Source organism: Candidatus Liberimonas magnetica (genome assembly GCA_020523885.1).
GTDB classification, from domain to species: domain Bacteria; phylum Elusimicrobiota; class Endomicrobiia; order Endomicrobiales; family JAFGIL01; genus Liberimonas; species Liberimonas magnetica.
On the sequence record JAJAPY010000011.1, the window covers coordinates 1 to 18,277 of the forward strand.

The window sequence follows — 18,277 nt, forward strand, 5'->3', positions numbered from 1 at the left end:
CGTTAGCCGCCCTTAAAGCAGCCGGATAAACCCTAGTCCACCTACGCGGTGGAACCTGGTACTAAAATAAAAAACAACCCCAAATCGTTTTCTTCAATTTGGGGTTGTTTTTTAATTACTGCAAGCTAAGAAACCTTCTACCGCCTTCTTGTATTTGTATGTTCAATGTCTATATCTATTACTTTATCTTTTTCCGTAGCCATTACGCAGTTGCCTTCAAAAATAGCGCCCTCGCCTATACTTAAACTGGCAGTATGCAGGTCGCCGTACACCTGGGCTTTGCTTAGTATCTCAAGGCTTTGCATGGCAGTGATGTTCCCTGTTATTTTTCCTCCGACAATGACTATGCGGGCGTTTAAGTCTCCCTGGACCTGGCCTTTTTCGCCGACTATGACTCCGGTAGCTTCAGCTACTCCGCCTTCAAGCTTCCCGTCAATCCTGACAGAATTTTTTGATTTGATCGTTCCCAGGAACGTGCTTTCAGGGCCGACAATGGTTTCAAGCATACCGAATTCATTCTCTTTTTTCTTGAACATAGACATTGTTGTTCTCCCTTTCCCATACATGGGGACAAGCTATCTGTAATTTGACAAAGGCCCTCTATTATTTGAGGCAACAGAGAAAAGGTCTTTTTTGAAATAAGTCATCGGGTCAACAGGGTGTTCGTTATATCTTATTTCGTAATGGGTATGGCTGCCTGTGGAGCTGCCTGTGTCCCCCATCAGGGCTATAAGCTGGCCACGTTTTACTTTATCTCCTGTTTTTACAAGAAATTTGTTCAGATGGCCGTAAAGAGTTTTATATTTATACCCGTTATCGACTATTACCAGCCTTCCGTACCCTGGTTGCCACTCGGCAAGAATAACAGTGCCATAGGCAGTTGAATAAACCGGCGTGTTTTTTACGTTAGCTATATCAACACCCGTGTGCCTGTCGTAGACTTGGTATATAGGATGTATCCTGTACCCGAACTTCGATGTGAAATTACCGACGCACGGCATACAGTTTGGTATTGCCCTAAACAGCATACGTTCGTTTTCCACGTATCCGGTTATCTCGTTAAAACTTTGCATTTGTTTTTTTGTTTCTTCTATTAAAGCGTGTGTCTGCCTGTAGATATCCTGACTGGACATTTCATATATTTTACCGGACAAAAACCTGTTTAAGTCCCCTGTTTCTTCCGGCAGCGGTCCGCCGCGGCCTTCGGTTTCAATTATGGCTTTTTTAGATTTTAAATTCAGGAGAGACCTTATGTTTTCGTCATTTTCTCTTACATGTTCAAGCATTTCTCTTGATTTTCTTACTTCCTGAGCAAAGAACATAACCTTCAATTTCATCAGGTTATGTTCCGATTTTACCCTCCAGTAGTCAATATGGCGGCTTGCCAGGTAGCCGGCCCAGAGAGTTATACCTGTCCATAGAGATAACAAAAAAAGCACAAAAGACAACGTGAAAGTTATCCTCAACGGTTTTATGGTGTTATGAGGTATAAGCATCAGGGTAAGATGCCTTTTCAACTCTTTTTGGATGCTTTGAACGATTTTCATTCTACCTCTTTATATTAATAGGATATTAGTCCCAATATTATATAACACAAAAAAAATAAAATGTCAAGAATATATTTCATATATAATTTTAAATAAGTTTTTATTAAACATCCGCACGCTTCAGGCTATAGGATGTCTAAGATGAACATAATTGACTTGAACTGGTAAAAATATGTAAAATCAAAGGGCTTACAGCCCTTGGTTACACAGATTATAAGCAAAACCGATAGTATAATCACTGTAATCTGTGTATAGAATCTGTGTAATCAATAATTCCCGAAGGGATTATATGAAAAAACTTGATTTTGAATTAATTGTTCAAGCAATAAAGAAACTTATAGTTTTAAACGGCATTTTCTTGCTTTTAATGTCATTGTATAGGCTGTTTTTCTTTGTTTATTTCGCTAATTTCAATGAATTAAAAGGGCAATATTGGTATGTTTTTAAAGCATTTTTCTTAGGGTTCCGCTATGACCTTGCTATAATAGCTTATATAAATGCATTGGTAAGCCTGAGCATTTTAATAATTTTGTTTGCAAGGAACCTGCGGCTGTTTGATATATGGAAAAAAGTACTTAAAATTTACTACACTTTAGCATATTCACTTCTATTTTTGATCATAATTACAGATTTTGGATTCTATTTATATTTCAAAAACCATATCAATATCCTTATATTCGGTATATTTGAAGATGACACAAAAGCTCTTTTTTCAACTATTTACCAGAGCTATCCTATTATAAAGGCGGTTGTTGGGTTTCTGGTATTCATTATTTTAGTAAATTTTATAATAAGGTATTTTGTTGGTTCCATCAAAGACGAAATCGAAGGATTAAAACCATATAGCACTGGTATAAAAGTTATTTTTGTTTTCTGTTTATTAGCAGGTAATTTTATCGCAGCAAGAGGCTCTTTCGGCTTGTTCCCTTTAGGCGTTATGGATGCCGCTCTTTCGCCGAACGAGTTTATCAATAAGTTATCGTTGACAGGGGTTCACACTTTGCAGGAAGCCCTGGAGTTTAGAGCTAAAGAAGGAAAGGAGTACGATCTAATAAAAGAGATGGGGTACCAGGACAACGTAGAACAGGTCGTTCTTGATTTCCTGGATGCGGGCTATGGAGACATTGGCAAACAAGAACTTCAATTGTACCTTGTAAAAAAGACACGCAAAAATGATGCGGCGCAGAAAATAAAACCGAACGTCATTGTAATCATGTGTGAGGGTTTTGGCACGGACCTGGCGAGGTATAATTCAAAAAGTTTTAATGTTTTAGGCCAGCTAAAAGGCCATTTTGAAAAAGACTACTTGTTCACAAATTTTCTTTCAGGAGATATAGGTACTATCGGAAGCATAGAAGCCGTTATCTATAATGTGCCCAAAAGGCCCCAGTCAAAAGCTATAAGCCAATCTAAATATGCTTACAAGGAGCATTCTTCCGGGGCAGCTGTTCCCTACAAGAAAGCCGGGTATGATACTCTTTTTCTGTACGGAGGGAACGCGAACTGGAGAAATATGCAGTCCATCGTGCCTAACATAGGTTTTGACGCGATAGAGGGTGAAGGCGCTATGGACCCCTCCTATCCTAAAAACCAGTGGGGAGTTTATGACGAGTTTCTGTTTGACCACATCTACAAAAAACTTCAGCAAAACAGCGCAAGGCCGAAGTTTATCTTTGCGATGACCACGAGCAACCATCCGCCGTATTCGCTCCCGCCGGGTTATAAATTGTTGCCGCTTGACATACCCGGAGCGCTTCAAAAAAGGATTACAGGGAACAAGAACCTTGCGATGCAGAGGTTCCAGACTTACCAGTATACGAACCAAAAACTCGGAGAGTTCATATCAAGGGTCAAAAATTCGGAATTAGGCAAAAACACCATCATAGCTGTTACAGGAGACCATAACTTCTGGGATGTTGTGGATTACTCCACGGAGGATTCGCTTAACCACTTCGGTGTGCCTTTTTATCTCTATATCCCGGACAGCTTAAAACCAAACAGTGTTGATTTAAATACGGTAGGCTCCCATGTTGATATAATGCCGACACTCTATAACTTATCCTTGTCCGACGCTCAATATTTATCAATAGGAAACGATATGTTAGATGCACGGGTAAAACATATAGGTTTTAACGTTGCAAACCTGGTTATAGCCAAAGAAGCGGCTCTTATTTATACGCCTGCAAACGATACAGCGAGTTATTATAGTTGGAAAAGTGATGACAAAAGAACCCTTAAGGAATCAAAAAAATTCTATATTCATGAAACGATCCTGAAACATTATAAGGCAGCTCTGGCACTTTCAGATTACCTTATTAAACACCCGTTTAAGTTTTAAACCGTAATCCTTCCATGAAGCAGTTTTCAAATTGACAAGAACTGCGGAAATTGGTATCATAAAAACACTTTAAAATTAAACAGAAATGAAGGAAACATAGGATAATGAAAGAAAGTTTACATTACAGAAAAAACAATCTTTATTTTGAGAATGCCTCGCTTGAAAAATTAGCAGATAAATTCGGGACGCCTCTTTACGTTTATTCTAAATCAAAATTGATTGAAAATTATAGGTCTTTTGATTCAGCTTTCAAGAAAGTCCCGCATCTTGTTTGCTATGCGATGAAGGCAAATTCTAATTCAACGGTACTAAAAACCCTTGCAGGTTTGGGTTCCGGAGTTGATGTTACATCCGGAGGAGAACTATACAGGTCTCTAAAAGCCGGATTTTCTCCGGAAAGGACGGTTTATGCAGGTATAGGTAAGACCGCAGTGGAAATAGAGTATGCTTTAAAGCATAATATCCTGATGTTCAATGTCGAATCAATAGAAGAGCTTGAATTAATCGGCCGGTTGGCTAAGAGGCACAATAAAAAAGCCTCTATTGCGCTCAGGGTCAACCCTCACGTTGATGCGCATACCCATAAATACATAACGACAGGAAAAAGCGGTTCAAAGTTCGGGATACCCTATCCTGAAGCTCTTGTGGTTTACAAACTCGCGTCTAAGATAAAAAGTATTGATGCAGCGGGCTTGCATTGCCATATAGGTTCGCAGATAACCGAAGTCAAACCGTTCCATTTAACGTCTTTAAGGATGGCAAAAATAGTTAATGAGCTTTTTAAAGCCGGAATAAAATTAAGATACATAGATTTTGGCGGCGGCCTGGGTATCCAATACAGGCACGAAAATGTTTCCAGTCCCACAAACCTTGCAGACGCAGTACTTGTGCCTTTTAAAGGTTTTAAAGGGACATTCGTTTTTGAGCCCGGCAGGTATATCGTAGGAAATACCGGCATTCTTTTAGTAAAAGTTACATACAGAAAAAAAGCAGACGGCAAGAATTTCCTGATAGTTGACGGCGGGATGAACGACCTCATAAGGCCGACGCTTTATGAAGCCTATCATGATATAATACCGGTAAAAAACCCGGCAGGGCCGAAACTAACTTCTGATGTAGTAGGGCCAATATGCGAGACCGGAGATTTCTTAGGACAATCCAGGCTTCTTCCCTGGCTTGCACAAGGGGAATACCTTGCTGTAAAGTGTGCAGGCGCTTATTCAATGGCTATGTCGTCCCAGTATAATTCAAGGCCGAGGGCAGCTGAAATAATGATAAATGGCTCAAAATATAAAATGGTACGTGAACGCGAAAAATACGAAGACTTGGTAAGAAAAGAAAGGATTAACGGGTAGCGTACAATTATAGCGTACAGCGGATAGCGTAGAGCGTATAGGAAAGTCAAAGATTTTAACTATCCGCTAAACGCTCTACGCTAAACGCTAAAAATAATACTATCCGTTTTACGCTGAACATGAATAAGAAAATTGACTTTTATAAAATCTCTGCAGCAGGTAATGATTTCATAATGATCGATAACAGAAAAAAGGTTTTGTCCGGAGACCTATCTTCTTTAGCAAAGCGTTTATGCCAGAGAAAGCTCTCGATCGGGGCTGACGGGCTTATCCTGATAGAAAAAAGCAAAAAAGCAGATTTTAAAATGTGTTATTATAATTCCGATGGCTCTCATGCGGCGATGTGCGGGAACGGCGGCCGTTCCATAGCCCGTTTTGCGAACCTGCTCGGCATAACCTCAAAAAAAATGGCATTTGAAACGGATGCGGGGCTCGTAAATGCCGAGATCTTAAAAAACAATATAAGGCTTGAACTGTACGAACCGAAAGATGTCCGGCTTGATTTCCCTTTAAAGGTAGGCGAAAAAGAGTTTGATGTTTCATTTATAGATACAGGAGTCCCCCACACCGTAGTTGCAGTAAGTAATATAGATAAAATAGACGTATGCGGTCTGGGGCAGATGATAAGGTATCATAAGGAATTTTCGCCTGCAGGCACGAACGTGGATTTTATCCAGAAGAAAAACGAGAACACCATATATGTAAGGACTTATGAACGCGGGGTTGAAGACGAAACGCTCGCCTGCGGTACAGGAGTAGTGGCAAGTGCGATAATCGCCAGTATGAAAAAACTCGTAAAAGAACCGGTTCACTGCATTACGCGGGGCGGAGATACGTTATATGTTTCGTTCACGCTGAATACCGAAGACGATTTTATTTCTCCGGTCTCGAATGTCCATCTTGAAGGCCCGGCGGAAGTTACGTTTACGGGGAGTGTAAATATCTGATTGCAAATTGCAAATCGAGAAATTGCAAATTGTAAATTTAATGAATGACATTGAAAATTTGAAATTTGCATTTTGCACTTTGCAATTTTCAATTAATTTGTGGAGGAAAAATGTTCCAAGGATCGTATGTCGCGATAGTCACGCCTTTTAAAGATAATAAGGTAGACGTAGAAAAATTAAAAGAACTTGTGGAATTTCATATTAAGAACGGGACATCCGGGATAGTGCCGTGCGGCACTACTGGCGAATCGTCTACTCTTTCATACGAAGAGCATGATTTTGTCATAGAGACGGTCGTAAAAGCCGTCAAGAAAAGGGTAAAAGTCCTGGCAGGTACGGGGTCAAACAGTACCGATGAAGCTATAATGCTTTCCCGTCACGCTGAAAAAGTCGGCTGCGACGGTGTACTCTTGGTATCCCCGTATTATAATAAGCCTACGCAAAAAGGGCTTTACCTTCATTTTAAGGAAATAGCCAGTGCCATAAAGATACCGATAATGCTTTATAATATACAGAGCCGTACAGCCGTAAACATAGAAATACAAACTACTGCAAAGCTTGCAAGAGAGTGCAAGAATATAGTGGCTGTAAAAGAAGCGTCCGGGTCTTTGGAACAGATGGAGCAGACCATAGCTTCCTGCCCGGACATTGAACTTCTTTCGGGTGACGATGCCTTGACCCTTCCGGTCTTATCTATCGGTGGTGCCGGGGTGGTCTCTGTTGTTGCGAACATAGTCCCGAAAGATGTTTCAGATATGGTCTCCCTTTATCTAAAGGGAGAAATTAAAAAAGCCAAAGAGTTGAATTATAAGCTTTTACCTCTTATAAAAGCGATGTTTATCGAAACAAACCCGATACCGGTAAAAACTGCAATGGGTATGCTTGGGATGTGCCAGCCGGAACTTCGGCTTCCTATGTGCGAGATGGAAGATGCAAATAAGAAAAAACTTGAAAAAGCATTAAAAGATTACGGATTAATAAAATAGGAACAGAAAACATAGGGTCAAAGGGGCAAGGGTCAAGTAGCAAGGAAGAAATAAAGGATTTTCCTAAACCCTTGACCCTGACTACTTGATCCTGATTTTTAGGGGTTTATTATGGATAAAATTAAAATAATAGTTTGTGGTGCGGCAGGCAGGATGGGACAAAGAATAATCAGCCTTGCTAAAGACTCCAAAGAATTAGAGATAGCCGGTGCTGTTGAGACAAAAGGACATCCGATGATCGGCAAGGATGAGCCAAAGATAACATCTGACCTTGCAAGTATTATAAAATCCTGCGATGTTGTTATGGATTTTACCGCGCCGATAAGCGCCTTGATCAATCTTGAGACTGCCTTAGAAAACAAAAAGGCCATTGTTATAGGCACGACCGGCTTTAATGATGCCCAGGTAAAAAAGATCAAGGATACAGGTTCTGAGATACCTGTCTTGCTGTCTCCGAACATGTCAATAGGGGTAAACCTTTTATTTAAACTTGCCGGCGATGCAGCTAAGGTGGTCCCTGATTACGACGTAGAGATAGTAGAGCTTCACCATAACAAGAAAAAGGATGCTCCTTCCGGGACAGCGGTAAAATTGTTTGAAATAATCTGCAATGTTCTGGGAAAGAAACCGAAGGATGCCGGTATATACGGCAGGCATGGTATTGTGGGTGAAAGAACGAAGGAAGAAATAGGCATCCACTCGATAAGAGCAGGGGACATTGTAGGAGAACACACTGTCTATTTTGCCGGCCCGGGAGAAAGGATCGAACTGGTGCACAGGGCCCTGTCAAGAGATACACTCGCAAATGGCGCCCTTCTTGCGGCAAAATGGATATATGGAAAGAAACCGGGAATGTATAATATGCAGGACGTGTTGAACATAAGATAAATCACAGACATCAGACTACAGACCAGAGACTAAAGACCTAAATTCTTAGTCTGTTGTCTGAAGTCTGTAGTCTGATTCTGGAGGTCCTATGATCTATTTAAGGTTTTTGCATGACGGCCACATAAAACACGGTGTTCTGCTTGGTAAAACCGTCCATGAAATTACTCCGAATTATTTCGTAAAATACAAAAAAACAGGGAAGAAATACCCGTTAAAGAAAATCAAACTCCTTGCGCCCGTGCAGCCCGGAAAAATAATCGCTCTGGGGCTTAATTACCTTGAGCATGCTCAGGAGCTTAAAATGTCCATACCTTTCGAACCCCTGATGTTCCTGAAAGCTCCTACGTCCGTTGTAGGGCCTTGCGACGATATATCCTATCCTGAAAGTTCGATAAAGGTCGACTATGAGGCAGAGCTTGCGATAGTAATTAAGAAGAAAGCAAAGAATGTCCCTGAAAAGAAAGTCAAAGACTATATCCTGGGGTATACGTGTTTTAACGACGTAACAGCCCGCGACCTGCAGAAGAAAGACGGGCAGTGGACCAGGGCGAAATCGTTTGATACCTTTGCTCCTATCGGGCCGTGGATAGTGGACGATATTAACCCGGGTAAGCTAAAAATAGAGACCTATTTGAACGGCAAACGGTGCCAGAGGTCTAACACCAGTGACCTGATATTTAAAATAGAAGAGATAGTCCATTTTGTTTCAACAGTTATGACGCTTCTTCCCGGCGATGTCATAGCAACAGGCACGCCGCCCGGTGTCGGGCCTATGAAAAGGAAAGACAAGGTCGAAGTGAGGATCGAAAAGATAGGGGCATTAAAAAATAGAGTTGTATGAAATAGCGTAGAGCGTTTAGCGGATAGCGTATAGAAAAACCAAAATTACAATTTCTTTTCACTTTACTATACGCTCTACGCTAAACGCTATCCGCTGGAGTTTTTAATATGGACATTAAAAAAATATTTACTGATATTGTAGACGTTTTTGACGACGAAAAAGATGACCCGGATGAACCGAAGTATGACCCTGTTCATGTCGGAGCGATGATAATCCTTGTTATTTTTGCGATCGCGGTCCTTTTCTGGCTTTTGTGGGCGCTTCTTGTATTCGGTGGAGGCCTGCAGGCTAAAATAATCCCTTTTCTTAAGATATTGTTCACATCAAATACAGCCGGTGATTTCGGTTACGTGGGTTACCCGTATGAGATGGGTGTTTTTGAGGGCTGGCCTACGAATGTCGTAGCTTTTATTTTTGCTGTTTTACTTCTGGCCGCTGTGTGGCACGTGTTCAATAATACAGGAAATATCAGCGGAAAAAAAGAGGAAAACAAAAATGAAAATTAATTACAGCGATAAACTTAAAAAACTTCCTCCGTATTTGTTCATTGAGATCGACAGGAAAAAACAAATTGCCAAAGAAAAAGGAGTAGATATAATCTCTCTTGGGGTAGGCGACCCTGATAAACCTACGCCAAAACATATAATAAAAGCCGGACAGGAAGCGCTTGCAAGGCCGTCCAATCACCAGTATCCTTTCGGTTCAGGGCTTAAAATATACAGGGAAGCTGTCGCAGGGTGGTACATGAGGCGTTTTGGCGTAGAACTTAACCCTGACACCGAGGTATCGGCTCTTTTGGGGTCAAAAGAAGGCATAGGCCATTTTCACCTGGCTTTTATAAACCCGGGCGATATAGTATTGATACCCGAACCGGGTTATCCGGTTTATAATACAGGCACGATATTTACAGACGGTAAACCGTATTTTATGCCTTTATTGGAAAAAAATGGTTTTTTGCCTATCCTTGAAGATATCCCAGAAAATATATGCAAAAAAGCAAAGGTGATTTTCATTAATTATCCGAACAACCCTACCGCAGCGGTTGCAGGCAGGGGTTTTTATGAAAACGTCGTAAGGTTCGCAAAGAAATACAACATAATAGTTGCCCACGATGCGGCTTATTCGGAAATATATTATGAAGAAAAACCCATGAGTTTCCTTGAAGTGCAGGGCGCAAAGGAAGTCGGTGTGGAGTTCCACTCGCTTTCGAAAACTTATAATATGACCGGCTGGAGAGCAGGCTGGATATGCGGGAATGCCGATATAATTAAAGGGCTTGCTACGGTAAAAGATAATTATGATTCCGGGGTTTTTGGAGCTGTACAGGAAGCGGCCGTAGCAGCGTTGAACGGGCCGCAGGACTGCGTTGATGATATGCGGAAAATATATAAAACAAGAAGGGATGCTTTAGTCGACGGCCTCGTCAAGCTTGGCTGGAAAGTCACTAAGCCTAGAGCAAGTTTTTATGTCTGGGCCAGGACGCCCGCCGGGTTCACGTCCGCAGAAACCGTAGCAAAACTTCTTGACGAGGCAGGTATAGTTTGCACCCCTGGAAACGGCCTGGGGCCGAGCGGCGAAGGCTATGTCCGTTTTGCCCTGACAGTTGAGGTGCCGCGTATAGAAGAAGCATTGAAGAGAATAAGTAAAATAAAGTGGTAAAATAGACCACAGACTACAGACCGCAGACTTCCGGCTACAGATTAGAAAATAGAAAATTTTTAGTTTTTGTTTTTCAGTCTGTAGTCTCAAGTCTGTAGTCTGATGTCTAAACATCTGTGGTCTTGAGTCTTATGTATACAGCATATATCGGGCTTGGTTCGAATATCGGTAACAGATATAGGAATATAAAGAAAGCCTGCGAATCTATTTCAGTTAACCCTTCCTGTAAAATAGAGAAAATATCTTCGTTTTACGAGACGTTTCCAGTCGGGCCTTCCCAGAGAGATTATATAAATGCCGTTATAAAGATAAAAACGAAGTTGTCTCCGGTTTTATTGTTAGAACAATTGAAAATAATCGAAAGGTCGTTGGGGAGAAAAAAACAAAAGAAGAAATGGTTGCCGAGGGTTATTGACCTTGACCTGCTTTTTTACGGCAATAGACTTATTGTAAAGAAAGGCCTTTGTGTCCCTCATCCCGAGATCCCAAAGAGAAGGTTTGTACTTGAACCTTTAGTTGAAATAGCTCCGAAATTGATACATCCAGTATCCAAAATGAGCATAAGGTCTATCCTCGGCAAATTATTGACACAAAAGAGCCAAAAGGTTAAGGTTATTAAATAATCAGGAATGGCAAACAAAAAAAATCCCAATTGTTTGCTGGGGGGAAGATTGTGGAAAAAATGACAATCAGTAAAATAAAGGAAATGAAAAAAGCGGGCAAAAAGATAGCTATGCTTACGGCCTATGACTATGAGACCGCTAAAACATTGAACGAAGCTGGGATAGATATTATACTCATCGGAGATTCTCTTGGCATGGTCAAACTGGGGCAGGAAAACACGCTCGATGTTACTGTGCATGATATAATTTATCACTGCAAAGCCGTTAAAAGAGGGAATTCAGGGGCTCTTTTAGTGGCAGATATGCCGTTTATACCGCAGCACAAAAAAAATATAGAGGTCTTAAAAGATGCTAAATGCATGATCGAACACGGCGGCGCAGATGCAGTAAAAATTGAGGTGGGTATAACGAGCCAGTGTTGTTACGGGAAAGACACAAAAGCCGTCACCTCAATGGCCCCGAAAACCACTGATTCGGTCCTTAAGATAATAGAATTGTTGTTAAAAAACAATATCCCGGTAATGGGGCATATAGGATTAACGCCTCAGTATCTTGAACAGCTGGGAGGCTATAAGGTGCAGGGCAGGGATGATAAAACAGCTTCCGAGCTCCTGGCTACAGCCAGACTGCTTGAAGCTACGGGTGTTTTCTCTCTTGTTATTGAATGTATCCCTCCTTCGCTTGCAAAGCAAATAACCGGAAGTTTATCAATCCCTACGATAGGCATAGGTGCGGGTGTTGAGTGTGACGGCCAGGTCTTAGTGATAGACGATATACTCGGTCTCTGTTCAAGGATAAAGCCGAAATTTGTAAAACAATACATTAACTTAAAACCGCAGATTCTTGATGCGGTAAAACAATATGTCAAAGAAGTTAAAGAACGCAAATTTCCCGGCGAGGAAAACACCTATAATTAGGAGCGCATAATGAGGATAAAAGGCGTTAATATTGGCGGCTGGCTTCTGATGGAAGGCTATATCCTTGGCGGGAGGAACATCCCGGAAAGCCGGTTTAAAAGAGATTTTATAAAAGTTAACGGAGAAAATGAGCTTTTTAAATTTGAAAAAACGTTCCGGGACAATTATATAAATGAAATAGATTTTGAGAATATAAGCCGTATGGGCGCTAATACGGTCCGGGTACCGTTCAACTCGAGGCTGGTTGAAAAAGGACCTTACCTATATTCAAAAGAAGGGACTGAGTATATTAAAAAAGCGCTTGACTGGGCAGAGAAATGCGGCCTAAAGATAATACTTGATTTGCATGCAGCGATAGGCGCCCAGAACCATGACTGGCACGGAGACAGCGACGGCAGGGCGCTTTTGTGGGATGTAAAGTCCTACAGGGAAAGGACCTGCGTGCTCTGGGAGTTTATAGCCGGTTCTTTTAAGAACCATCCCGCACTTCTTGGCTACGATGTTTTAAATGAACCTGTCGTTGATAAGTCAAAGATAGGGGCATTAAAAAACTTTTACAGGGACGTCATAAAACGCATAAGAAGCGTTGATAGCAAACACACGATATTTCTTGAAGGCAATATCTGGGCACAGCAGATAGATTTTTTAAATGATTTGATTGATGATAATATTTCTATAAGTATACATACCTATTGCCCGTTAACTTATACTTTTAATTTTTCGCCTTTTTTAAAATTCCCGGGGAAAATAGAAGGATGTACGTGGGACTCTAAAACGATAAAAAAATACCTAAAGCCTTATTACGATTATTCAAAAAAGAACAAAGTAGAGATCTATGTGGGAGAGTTCGGGATCAACTGGCGCAGCGGTTATTACGGCGAACTTGACTGGCTAAATAGCATATTAAAGGCTTTTGATGAATACGGTTTTGGCTATACTTACTGGACATACAAAGCCATGGCAAACAGCGTTTTTCCAGACGGTTTGTTTCAGCACATTTCGGATAATAAATATGTAAACAGGATGGGACCGGTCTTTGGCTGGGAAAACTATCCTAAATTCTGGAAAACTGAAAAAAAACAGCTTGCTGATTTCTGGCGAACCAAAAATTTCACGCCAAATGCAGGGATAATAAAGGCATTAAGCAAACATTTCTAATAACCACGTTCCACCGCGTAGGTGGAATGCGGTTGAAAAGATGATTTATGAAGATAATAAAAAGTGCAGGGGAGATGCAGAAAATAGCTTTAAGAGTTAGGCAGAAAGGCAAGTCTGTGGGCCTGGTGCCTACTATGGGCGCTTTGCATGAGGGGCATGCATCCCTTGTAAAAAAGGCCAGGAAAGAAAATGAGATAGTCGTTGTATCGATATTCGTAAACCCGATACAGTTCGGGCCTAACGAGGATTACCTGCGTTATCCAAGGCCGTTTAGTAAAGATAAAAAGATATGTAAAAGCTTAAAGGTTGATTATATATTTGCGCCGGAAGTAAAGGACATGTACCCGGGCGGACAGCTTGCTCATATTTCCGTAAGTAGGGTATCTGAAGTGTTGTGCGGGCCTTTAAGGCCCGGTCATTTTAAAGGAGTAGCCACTGTAGTTGCCAAGCTGTTTAATATTATACTGCCGGTAAAGGCATATTTCGGCGCCAAAGATTACCAGCAGTTAAAAATAATCGAGAAAATGGCATGTGACCTTAATTTCCCGGTCAAGATAATAGCTTGCCCTATTCTAAGAGAGAAAGACGGCCTTGCGATGTCGAGCAGGAACCAGTATTTAACAAAAACAGAAAGAGAAAATAGTTTAAATATCCATAGATCATTAAAGTTAGGGGAAAAATTGATAAAGTCCAAGAAAATAAGAAATTCAAAAGATGTTTTAAATAAAATAATACCGGAAATAAAAAAGATACCGGGTTCTAAAATAGACTATATAAGGATAGTTCATCCAGAGACGCTCGAGTATATTTCAAAAATAAAACTCCCTATTGTTATAGCGGCTGCCGTATGGATAGGGAAAACAAGGTTAATAGACAACATAAAAGTCAGTAATAAGCTCTAAGTTGTAAGCTATAAGAAAAACTCGGGAAACAACGGAGGGGAAAGTGAAAATAAACATTGGTTTTATGTCGTTATTGCTTGGCGCAGCGATGTTAGCAGGATGTGCTGAGCACAAAAAAATTATTCCCGTAAATCAAAATATTCTGAGCCAAGGTATGCAGGAAGAAAAAAGCGTTGTAGATTCCATAACCGAGGTTTTAGCGCAGAACATGAACAAACTGCCCAATAAAAGGCTGGCTGTATCGGATTTTACTGATATTTTAGGCAATGACACAGAAGAAGGAAAACTCCTCAGCGAGCAGATAATCACCAAGTTATCACAAAATCCGAACATAATAGTCGTTGAAAGAAAACAGCTCCAGAAAGTCCTGGAAGAGCAAAAGCTTGCGCTTTCCGGCGCTACTGAAACCGATACCCAGAATGTCGGCAAACTTTTGAACGTTGACGCAATTGTTTCAGGCACTATAGCCCATCTTGATGACTACGAGGAAATAAACGCAAGGATGATAGATGTAAAAACAGGGCAGATCTACTGTGCTGTAAACCCAAAACAAAAAGTAACGCAGAGGAAACAGGAATTTGAAAAGCTTGACCCTGAAATACGCAGCAAACTGGATAATGAGTTCGATAAACGGGCAAAGGAAAGTAATCCTCTTGTAATAAAACAAAGAAAGGAAATGCTTGCCCTAAGAGAAAATGACCCGTCGACCTTTAGGGACACGATAAGAGTGATCAGGGAAGTGCAAGCGCTAAAAAATGACAGGCCGCGGTTGTTTGTAATGCTTACTGAACCGGAAAATTCTCAAAGGCTTACTTTTTTAGCTAAAAGAAACCCTGGTATTTACCGGCGAATTATGGGCCTTCGGGAAAAACTGGAAACGGTTTACAAAAACACTCCTTCATATAAAGATATTATCTTGCTTGAACGAAAGAATATGATAGATAGCGCTCCTGTTGAGCTGAACGAACCGGAATAGCAAAAATAAGTTCGGAGTTATGAGTTCGGAGTGTGGAGTAAAAACTAAAAACAATAATCTTAAGGTTCAAACTCCGAACTGGTATATTTTATGATAAAATCTGACTATTTGATCATCGGAAGCGGTATAGCAGGGCTTTCGCTTGCAATAAAAGCAAGCAGGGTGGGTACCGTAACTATCGTCACAAAACGAAATATAAATGATTGTTCTACCAACTACGCTCAGGGTGGGATAGCCGCTGTTTGGAAAAAAGAAGACAGCTTTGAAAAACATATAAACGATACTTTAGTAGCAGGTGCAGGGCTTTGCAATAAAAGTGTTGTTGAAATGGTTGTTACCCAGGCGACTGAGCGGATAAAAGAATTGATACGCTGGGGGGTCGATTTTACCATAAGCAAGGAAAAATCCGGCTACGACTATGAGCTCGGTCTTGAAGGCGGGCATTCAAAAAGAAGGATATTTCATGCCGGGGATTTTACCGGAGAAGAAATAGAAAAGGTTCTCGTTGAAAACGTAAAGGACAACCCGAATATAAAAGTTTTCGAAGACCATATAGCGATAGATATGATAACGACAGGCAAACTTTTAAAAAAGTTTCAGGGGAAAAATGAAAAATGCTGGGGAGCCTATGTCTTAGACAAAAAGAACAACCGTGTAAGGACATTCCTTGCAAAAGCTGTCGTCCTTGCAACGGGCGGAGCAGGTAAAGTTTATATGTATACGTCTAACCCTGACGTCGCAACGGGTGACGGCATAGCGATGGGTTATCGCTGCGGCGCTGTTGTGAGCGATATGGAGTTCGTTCAGTTTCATCCGACTTGCTTGTTCCATCCAAAGGCAAAATCCTTTTTGATATCAGAGGCTGTGCGAGGCGAGGGAGCGGTGCTTAAGCTTAAGAACGGCGAAGCTTTCATGCATAAGTACCACAGGTTAAAAGAGCTTGCGCCGAGGGATATCGTTGCAAGGGCCATAGACTCAGAACTTAAAAAAAGGGGGGATGACTGCGTTTACCTCGATATAACTCACAGGCCAAAAAGTTTTTTAAAACATCGTTTCCCGAATATATACGCCAAATGCCTTGAGTTCGGCATAGACATGGCAAAAGACCCGGTACCTGTAGTGCCGGCAGCCCATTATCTCTGCGGCGGGATATTGACGGATAAGTCCGGCCAGACATCCATAAATAATCTTTTTGCGATAGGCGAGACAGCCTGCACAGGGCTTCACGGAGCGAATAGGCTTGCTTCAAACTCTCTTCTTGAGGCTCTTGTTTTCAGCCATAATGTATTTGAGAAGACAAAAGACATAATAAAAAACAGCTCGGAATTTATCGAAGTGCCTTTCTGGGATGTAGGAAAAGCAAAAGACAGCGACGAATCAGTAGTGGTAACACAGAACTGGGAAGAGATAAGGCTTTTTATGTGGAACTATGTAGGGATACTGCGCAGTAACAAGAGGCTCAGCCGCGCAAGGACAAGGATAGAGATGTTCCAGAAAGAAATAAGCGAATATTACTGGAACTTCATAGTTACAAGCGACCTGATAGAGCTCAGGAACATAGCCACTGTGAGCGAGCTAATAATAAAATGCGCCCAGAAACGCAAAGAGTCCCGGGGACTGCACTACAACATAGATTATCCGCATAAAAACAAACACCCCAAAAACACGCTATTGCACAGGTTTTAACCCGTTCCAAAGCGTAGGTGGGACATGGTTGTTAATTATAGGGGAGGGATTATGTTAAAAGCAAAGGACATTATGACAAAAAATGTGATAACGATATCTCCGGATGCGACTTTGGCAGATGTGGCAGAATTATTAGACGCAAAAAAGATAACCGGAGTGCCGGTGGTTGACGGTGAAGGTAAGGTTATTGGAGTGATCACAGAAAAAGACATACTAAATTTTGCCTTTCAATTTGTTACCAACCTGCACGCCACTAGAGTCAAAGAAGCAATGACAGTAAAAGTTGTTAGTTTTACTTCGGATACCGATATAGATAAGATATCAGAATGTTTTACTAAGAGTTTGTTCAGGCGTGTTCCAATCATCGATGACGGCAAACTTGTAGGTATCCTTAGCCGCAGGGATATAATCCGTTCATTATTATAGTATATCTGCAACTTGCAGTACGAAATGCAAAGCAGAAGCCGAAAAAAGATGCAAAATGGAAAATAAGCAATATCGTATTATCAAACAACATTGTATGTCCCCTATTTTCCCAAATAAACGACATAACTGAAATCAGTAAAGCAAGTAGTGTGTAATTAGCAATTTTGTGTAAGAGGTGTAATAATGAATGTTGTCCGGGCTCCAAGATTATAGGTTATACATAGATGAATCTGGGGACCATACAAATCAGAATATAGAAAAAACGGATAAACGATTTTTAGGACTTACAGGAATTCGTAAGGTTTAGTATTAAGTGTTGATAATTTAATTTCCATAGATTATTCCTTTTGAGCATAAAAAATCAGCCGCCGGCGCGTAGCGACGGTCGGCTGTATTGTGTTGTTAGAATATTAATTTATTAATGATTTTATACTGCATATTTATGCAAGATGCTTGAAATTAAGGTCTGGTAAGGGATACCTTCCTTAATTGCTGCTCTTTGCAGGCGTATTAAGTCTCTTTCGGAAATACGAATATTGATACGTTTATTCTTTACTAATGTGTTTTTAGCATATTTCCTGTGTCGTTCGATCTCGCTTTTTACATTTGGGATAGATTTCAGAGAACCTTTTTCAAAAGCATTAAGAATTTCTTTTTCTTCGTTTGATAATTTCATAACTCACCTCTTTTAACGTATTTTCTCGTTGCCTTACGGCTGGGGATAATTGTTTTTAAAAACACCATGTCTTCGCTTTCAATAAATGGCACTAAATATATATAGTCATCTACGTTAATTACATATACTTTTTGATTCGGATACTTCTTCTTGTTAGGGTTTGGAATAATATCTAATACATCGCCTCTTTCAATATAAAAAACAATTTCTTCGAAAGAAATACTTCGTTCTTTCTGTAACTTATCATTCTTATCGGAATCCCATTCATGTATTTTCATTTTATAGTATTATAGCCTAATGTGTGCCTTATGTCAACAGGTCGTATAATGCTGGCAATCCTAAGTCTGCATTA

The 18,277-nt window shown here is 40.7% G+C and carries 19 protein-coding genes; 15 read left to right on the forward strand and 4 right to left on the reverse strand.

From position 1 onward, the window contains the following. Window positions 1-137: 137 nt before the first annotated feature. Both LHV68_09110 and LHV68_09115 read right to left on the reverse strand, forming a co-directional pair. A complete protein-coding gene (locus tag LHV68_09110; protein ID MCB4792032.1) occupies window positions 138-542 on the reverse strand; it encodes a polymer-forming cytoskeletal protein in 405 nt (134 codons plus the stop codon). 33 nt (window positions 543-575) lie between these two features. After that, a complete protein-coding gene (locus LHV68_09115) occupies window positions 576-1,547 on the reverse strand; it encodes a M23 family metallopeptidase (GenBank protein MCB4792033.1) in 972 nt (323 codons plus the stop codon). Between the two features lie 289 nt (window positions 1,548-1,836). Here LHV68_09115 and LHV68_09120 point away from each other — a divergent pair, with 289 nt between their 5' ends. The 15 genes from LHV68_09120 (at window position 1,837) to LHV68_09190 (ending at window position 17,249) form a co-directional block, all read left to right on the forward strand. Continuing rightward, the gene (locus LHV68_09120; GenBank protein MCB4792034.1) at window positions 1,837-3,885 is read left to right on the forward strand and encodes a sulfatase-like hydrolase/transferase; all 2,049 of its coding nucleotides are present in this window, start codon (window positions 1,837-1,839) and stop codon (window positions 3,883-3,885) included. A 104-nt stretch (window positions 3,886-3,989) separates the two neighbouring features. Continuing rightward, window positions 3,990-5,240: a diaminopimelate decarboxylase gene (gene lysA, locus LHV68_09125; GenBank protein ID MCB4792035.1), complete on the forward strand. Its 1,251-nt coding sequence runs from the start codon at window positions 3,990-3,992 to the stop codon at window positions 5,238-5,240. A gap of 119 nt (window positions 5,241-5,359) precedes the next feature. Next, a complete protein-coding gene (gene dapF, locus LHV68_09130; protein ID MCB4792036.1) occupies window positions 5,360-6,187 on the forward strand; it encodes a diaminopimelate epimerase in 828 nt (275 codons plus the stop codon). 110 nt (window positions 6,188-6,297) lie between these two features. Then, the gene (gene dapA / locus LHV68_09135) at window positions 6,298-7,173 is read left to right on the forward strand and encodes a 4-hydroxy-tetrahydrodipicolinate synthase (protein MCB4792037.1); all 876 of its coding nucleotides are present in this window, start codon (window positions 6,298-6,300) and stop codon (window positions 7,171-7,173) included. Between the two features lie 111 nt (window positions 7,174-7,284). Beyond that, a complete protein-coding gene (dapB, locus tag LHV68_09140; GenBank protein MCB4792038.1) occupies window positions 7,285-8,061 on the forward strand; it encodes a 4-hydroxy-tetrahydrodipicolinate reductase in 777 nt (258 codons plus the stop codon). A gap of 88 nt (window positions 8,062-8,149) precedes the next feature. Next, entirely contained in the window at window positions 8,150-8,902 is a 753-nt protein-coding gene (locus LHV68_09145; GenBank protein ID MCB4792039.1) for a fumarylacetoacetate hydrolase family protein, read from the forward strand. Between the two features lie 107 nt (window positions 8,903-9,009). Then, window positions 9,010-9,408, forward strand: coding sequence for a hypothetical protein (locus LHV68_09150; protein MCB4792040.1), 399 nt, complete (start codon window positions 9,010-9,012; stop codon window positions 9,406-9,408). Then, window positions 9,404-10,561 carry an LL-diaminopimelate aminotransferase gene (locus tag LHV68_09155; GenBank protein MCB4792041.1) on the forward strand — a complete coding sequence of 386 codons (1,158 nt, stop codon included), beginning with the start codon at window positions 9,404-9,406 and terminating at the stop codon, window positions 10,559-10,561. Before LHV68_09150 ends, LHV68_09155 begins: the two co-directional genes overlap by 5 nt. A gap of 131 nt (window positions 10,562-10,692) precedes the next feature. Then, on the forward strand, window positions 10,693-11,184 hold the full coding sequence (gene folK, locus LHV68_09160) for a 2-amino-4-hydroxy-6-hydroxymethyldihydropteridine diphosphokinase (GenBank protein ID MCB4792042.1): 492 nt from the start codon (window positions 10,693-10,695) through the stop codon (window positions 11,182-11,184). Window positions 11,185-11,243: 59 nt separating this feature from the next. After that, window positions 11,244-12,101 (forward strand): 3-methyl-2-oxobutanoate hydroxymethyltransferase, encoded by an 858-nt coding sequence (locus LHV68_09165; protein MCB4792043.1) that lies wholly within the window; start codon window positions 11,244-11,246, stop codon window positions 12,099-12,101. A 9-nt stretch (window positions 12,102-12,110) separates the two neighbouring features. Next, the gene (locus tag LHV68_09170; GenBank protein ID MCB4792044.1) at window positions 12,111-13,259 is read left to right on the forward strand and encodes a glycoside hydrolase family 5 protein; all 1,149 of its coding nucleotides are present in this window, start codon (window positions 12,111-12,113) and stop codon (window positions 13,257-13,259) included. 47 nt (window positions 13,260-13,306) lie between these two features. After that, a complete protein-coding gene (gene panC, locus LHV68_09175; protein MCB4792045.1) occupies window positions 13,307-14,161 on the forward strand; it encodes a pantoate--beta-alanine ligase in 855 nt (284 codons plus the stop codon). A gap of 43 nt (window positions 14,162-14,204) precedes the next feature. Beyond that, window positions 14,205-15,137 carry a CsgG/HfaB family protein gene (locus LHV68_09180; GenBank protein MCB4792046.1) on the forward strand — a complete coding sequence of 311 codons (933 nt, stop codon included), beginning with the start codon at window positions 14,205-14,207 and terminating at the stop codon, window positions 15,135-15,137. A 90-nt stretch (window positions 15,138-15,227) separates the two neighbouring features. Beyond that, window positions 15,228-16,823 carry an L-aspartate oxidase gene (gene nadB, locus LHV68_09185; protein MCB4792047.1) on the forward strand — a complete coding sequence of 532 codons (1,596 nt, stop codon included), beginning with the start codon at window positions 15,228-15,230 and terminating at the stop codon, window positions 16,821-16,823. A gap of 51 nt (window positions 16,824-16,874) precedes the next feature. Next, window positions 16,875-17,249 carry a CBS domain-containing protein gene (locus tag LHV68_09190; GenBank protein ID MCB4792048.1) on the forward strand — a complete coding sequence of 125 codons (375 nt, stop codon included), beginning with the start codon at window positions 16,875-16,877 and terminating at the stop codon, window positions 17,247-17,249. A 427-nt stretch (window positions 17,250-17,676) separates the two neighbouring features. Here LHV68_09190 and LHV68_09195 read toward each other — a convergent pair whose 3' ends face one another. Together LHV68_09195 and LHV68_09200 are read right to left on the reverse strand one after the other, a co-directional pair. Next, a complete protein-coding gene (locus LHV68_09195; GenBank protein ID MCB4792049.1) occupies window positions 17,677-17,925 on the reverse strand; it encodes an antitoxin in 249 nt (82 codons plus the stop codon). Continuing rightward, window positions 17,922-18,203 (reverse strand): BrnT family toxin, encoded by a 282-nt coding sequence (locus LHV68_09200; GenBank protein MCB4792050.1) that lies wholly within the window; start codon window positions 18,201-18,203, stop codon window positions 17,922-17,924. Before LHV68_09200 ends, LHV68_09195 begins: the two co-directional genes overlap by 4 nt. Window positions 18,204-18,277: the final 74 nt, after the last annotated feature.

Excerpts from the sequence above, each read along its gene's own strand:
- LHV68_09110 (MCB4792032.1), bottom strand. The coding sequence starts at position 542 with ATGTCTATGTTCAAGAAAAAAGAGAATGAATTCGGTATGCTTGAAACC.
- LHV68_09115 (MCB4792033.1), bottom strand. The coding sequence starts at position 1,547 with ATGAAAATCGTTCAAAGCATCCAAAAAGAGTTGAAAAGGCATCTTACC.
- LHV68_09120 (MCB4792034.1), top strand. The coding sequence starts at position 1,837 with ATGAAAAAACTTGATTTTGAATTAATTGTTCAAGCAATAAAGAAACTT.
- lysA (MCB4792035.1), top strand. The coding sequence starts at position 3,990 with ATGAAAGAAAGTTTACATTACAGAAAAAACAATCTTTATTTTGAGAAT.
- dapF (MCB4792036.1), top strand. The coding sequence starts at position 5,360 with ATGAATAAGAAAATTGACTTTTATAAAATCTCTGCAGCAGGTAATGAT.
- dapA (MCB4792037.1), top strand. The coding sequence starts at position 6,298 with ATGTTCCAAGGATCGTATGTCGCGATAGTCACGCCTTTTAAAGATAAT.
- dapB (MCB4792038.1), top strand. The coding sequence starts at position 7,285 with ATGGATAAAATTAAAATAATAGTTTGTGGTGCGGCAGGCAGGATGGGA.
- LHV68_09145 (MCB4792039.1), top strand. The coding sequence starts at position 8,150 with ATGATCTATTTAAGGTTTTTGCATGACGGCCACATAAAACACGGTGTT.
- LHV68_09150 (MCB4792040.1), top strand. The coding sequence starts at position 9,010 with ATGGACATTAAAAAAATATTTACTGATATTGTAGACGTTTTTGACGAC.
- folK (MCB4792042.1), top strand. The coding sequence starts at position 10,693 with ATGTATACAGCATATATCGGGCTTGGTTCGAATATCGGTAACAGATAT.
- LHV68_09165 (MCB4792043.1), top strand. The coding sequence starts at position 11,244 with ATGACAATCAGTAAAATAAAGGAAATGAAAAAAGCGGGCAAAAAGATA.
- LHV68_09170 (MCB4792044.1), top strand. The coding sequence starts at position 12,111 with ATGAGGATAAAAGGCGTTAATATTGGCGGCTGGCTTCTGATGGAAGGC.
- panC (MCB4792045.1), top strand. The coding sequence starts at position 13,307 with ATGAAGATAATAAAAAGTGCAGGGGAGATGCAGAAAATAGCTTTAAGA.
- nadB (MCB4792047.1), top strand. The coding sequence starts at position 15,228 with ATGATAAAATCTGACTATTTGATCATCGGAAGCGGTATAGCAGGGCTT.
- LHV68_09190 (MCB4792048.1), top strand. The coding sequence starts at position 16,875 with ATGTTAAAAGCAAAGGACATTATGACAAAAAATGTGATAACGATATCT.
- LHV68_09195 (MCB4792049.1), bottom strand. The coding sequence starts at position 17,925 with ATGAAATTATCAAACGAAGAAAAAGAAATTCTTAATGCTTTTGAAAAA.
- LHV68_09200 (MCB4792050.1), bottom strand. The coding sequence starts at position 18,203 with ATGAAAATACATGAATGGGATTCCGATAAGAATGATAAGTTACAGAAA.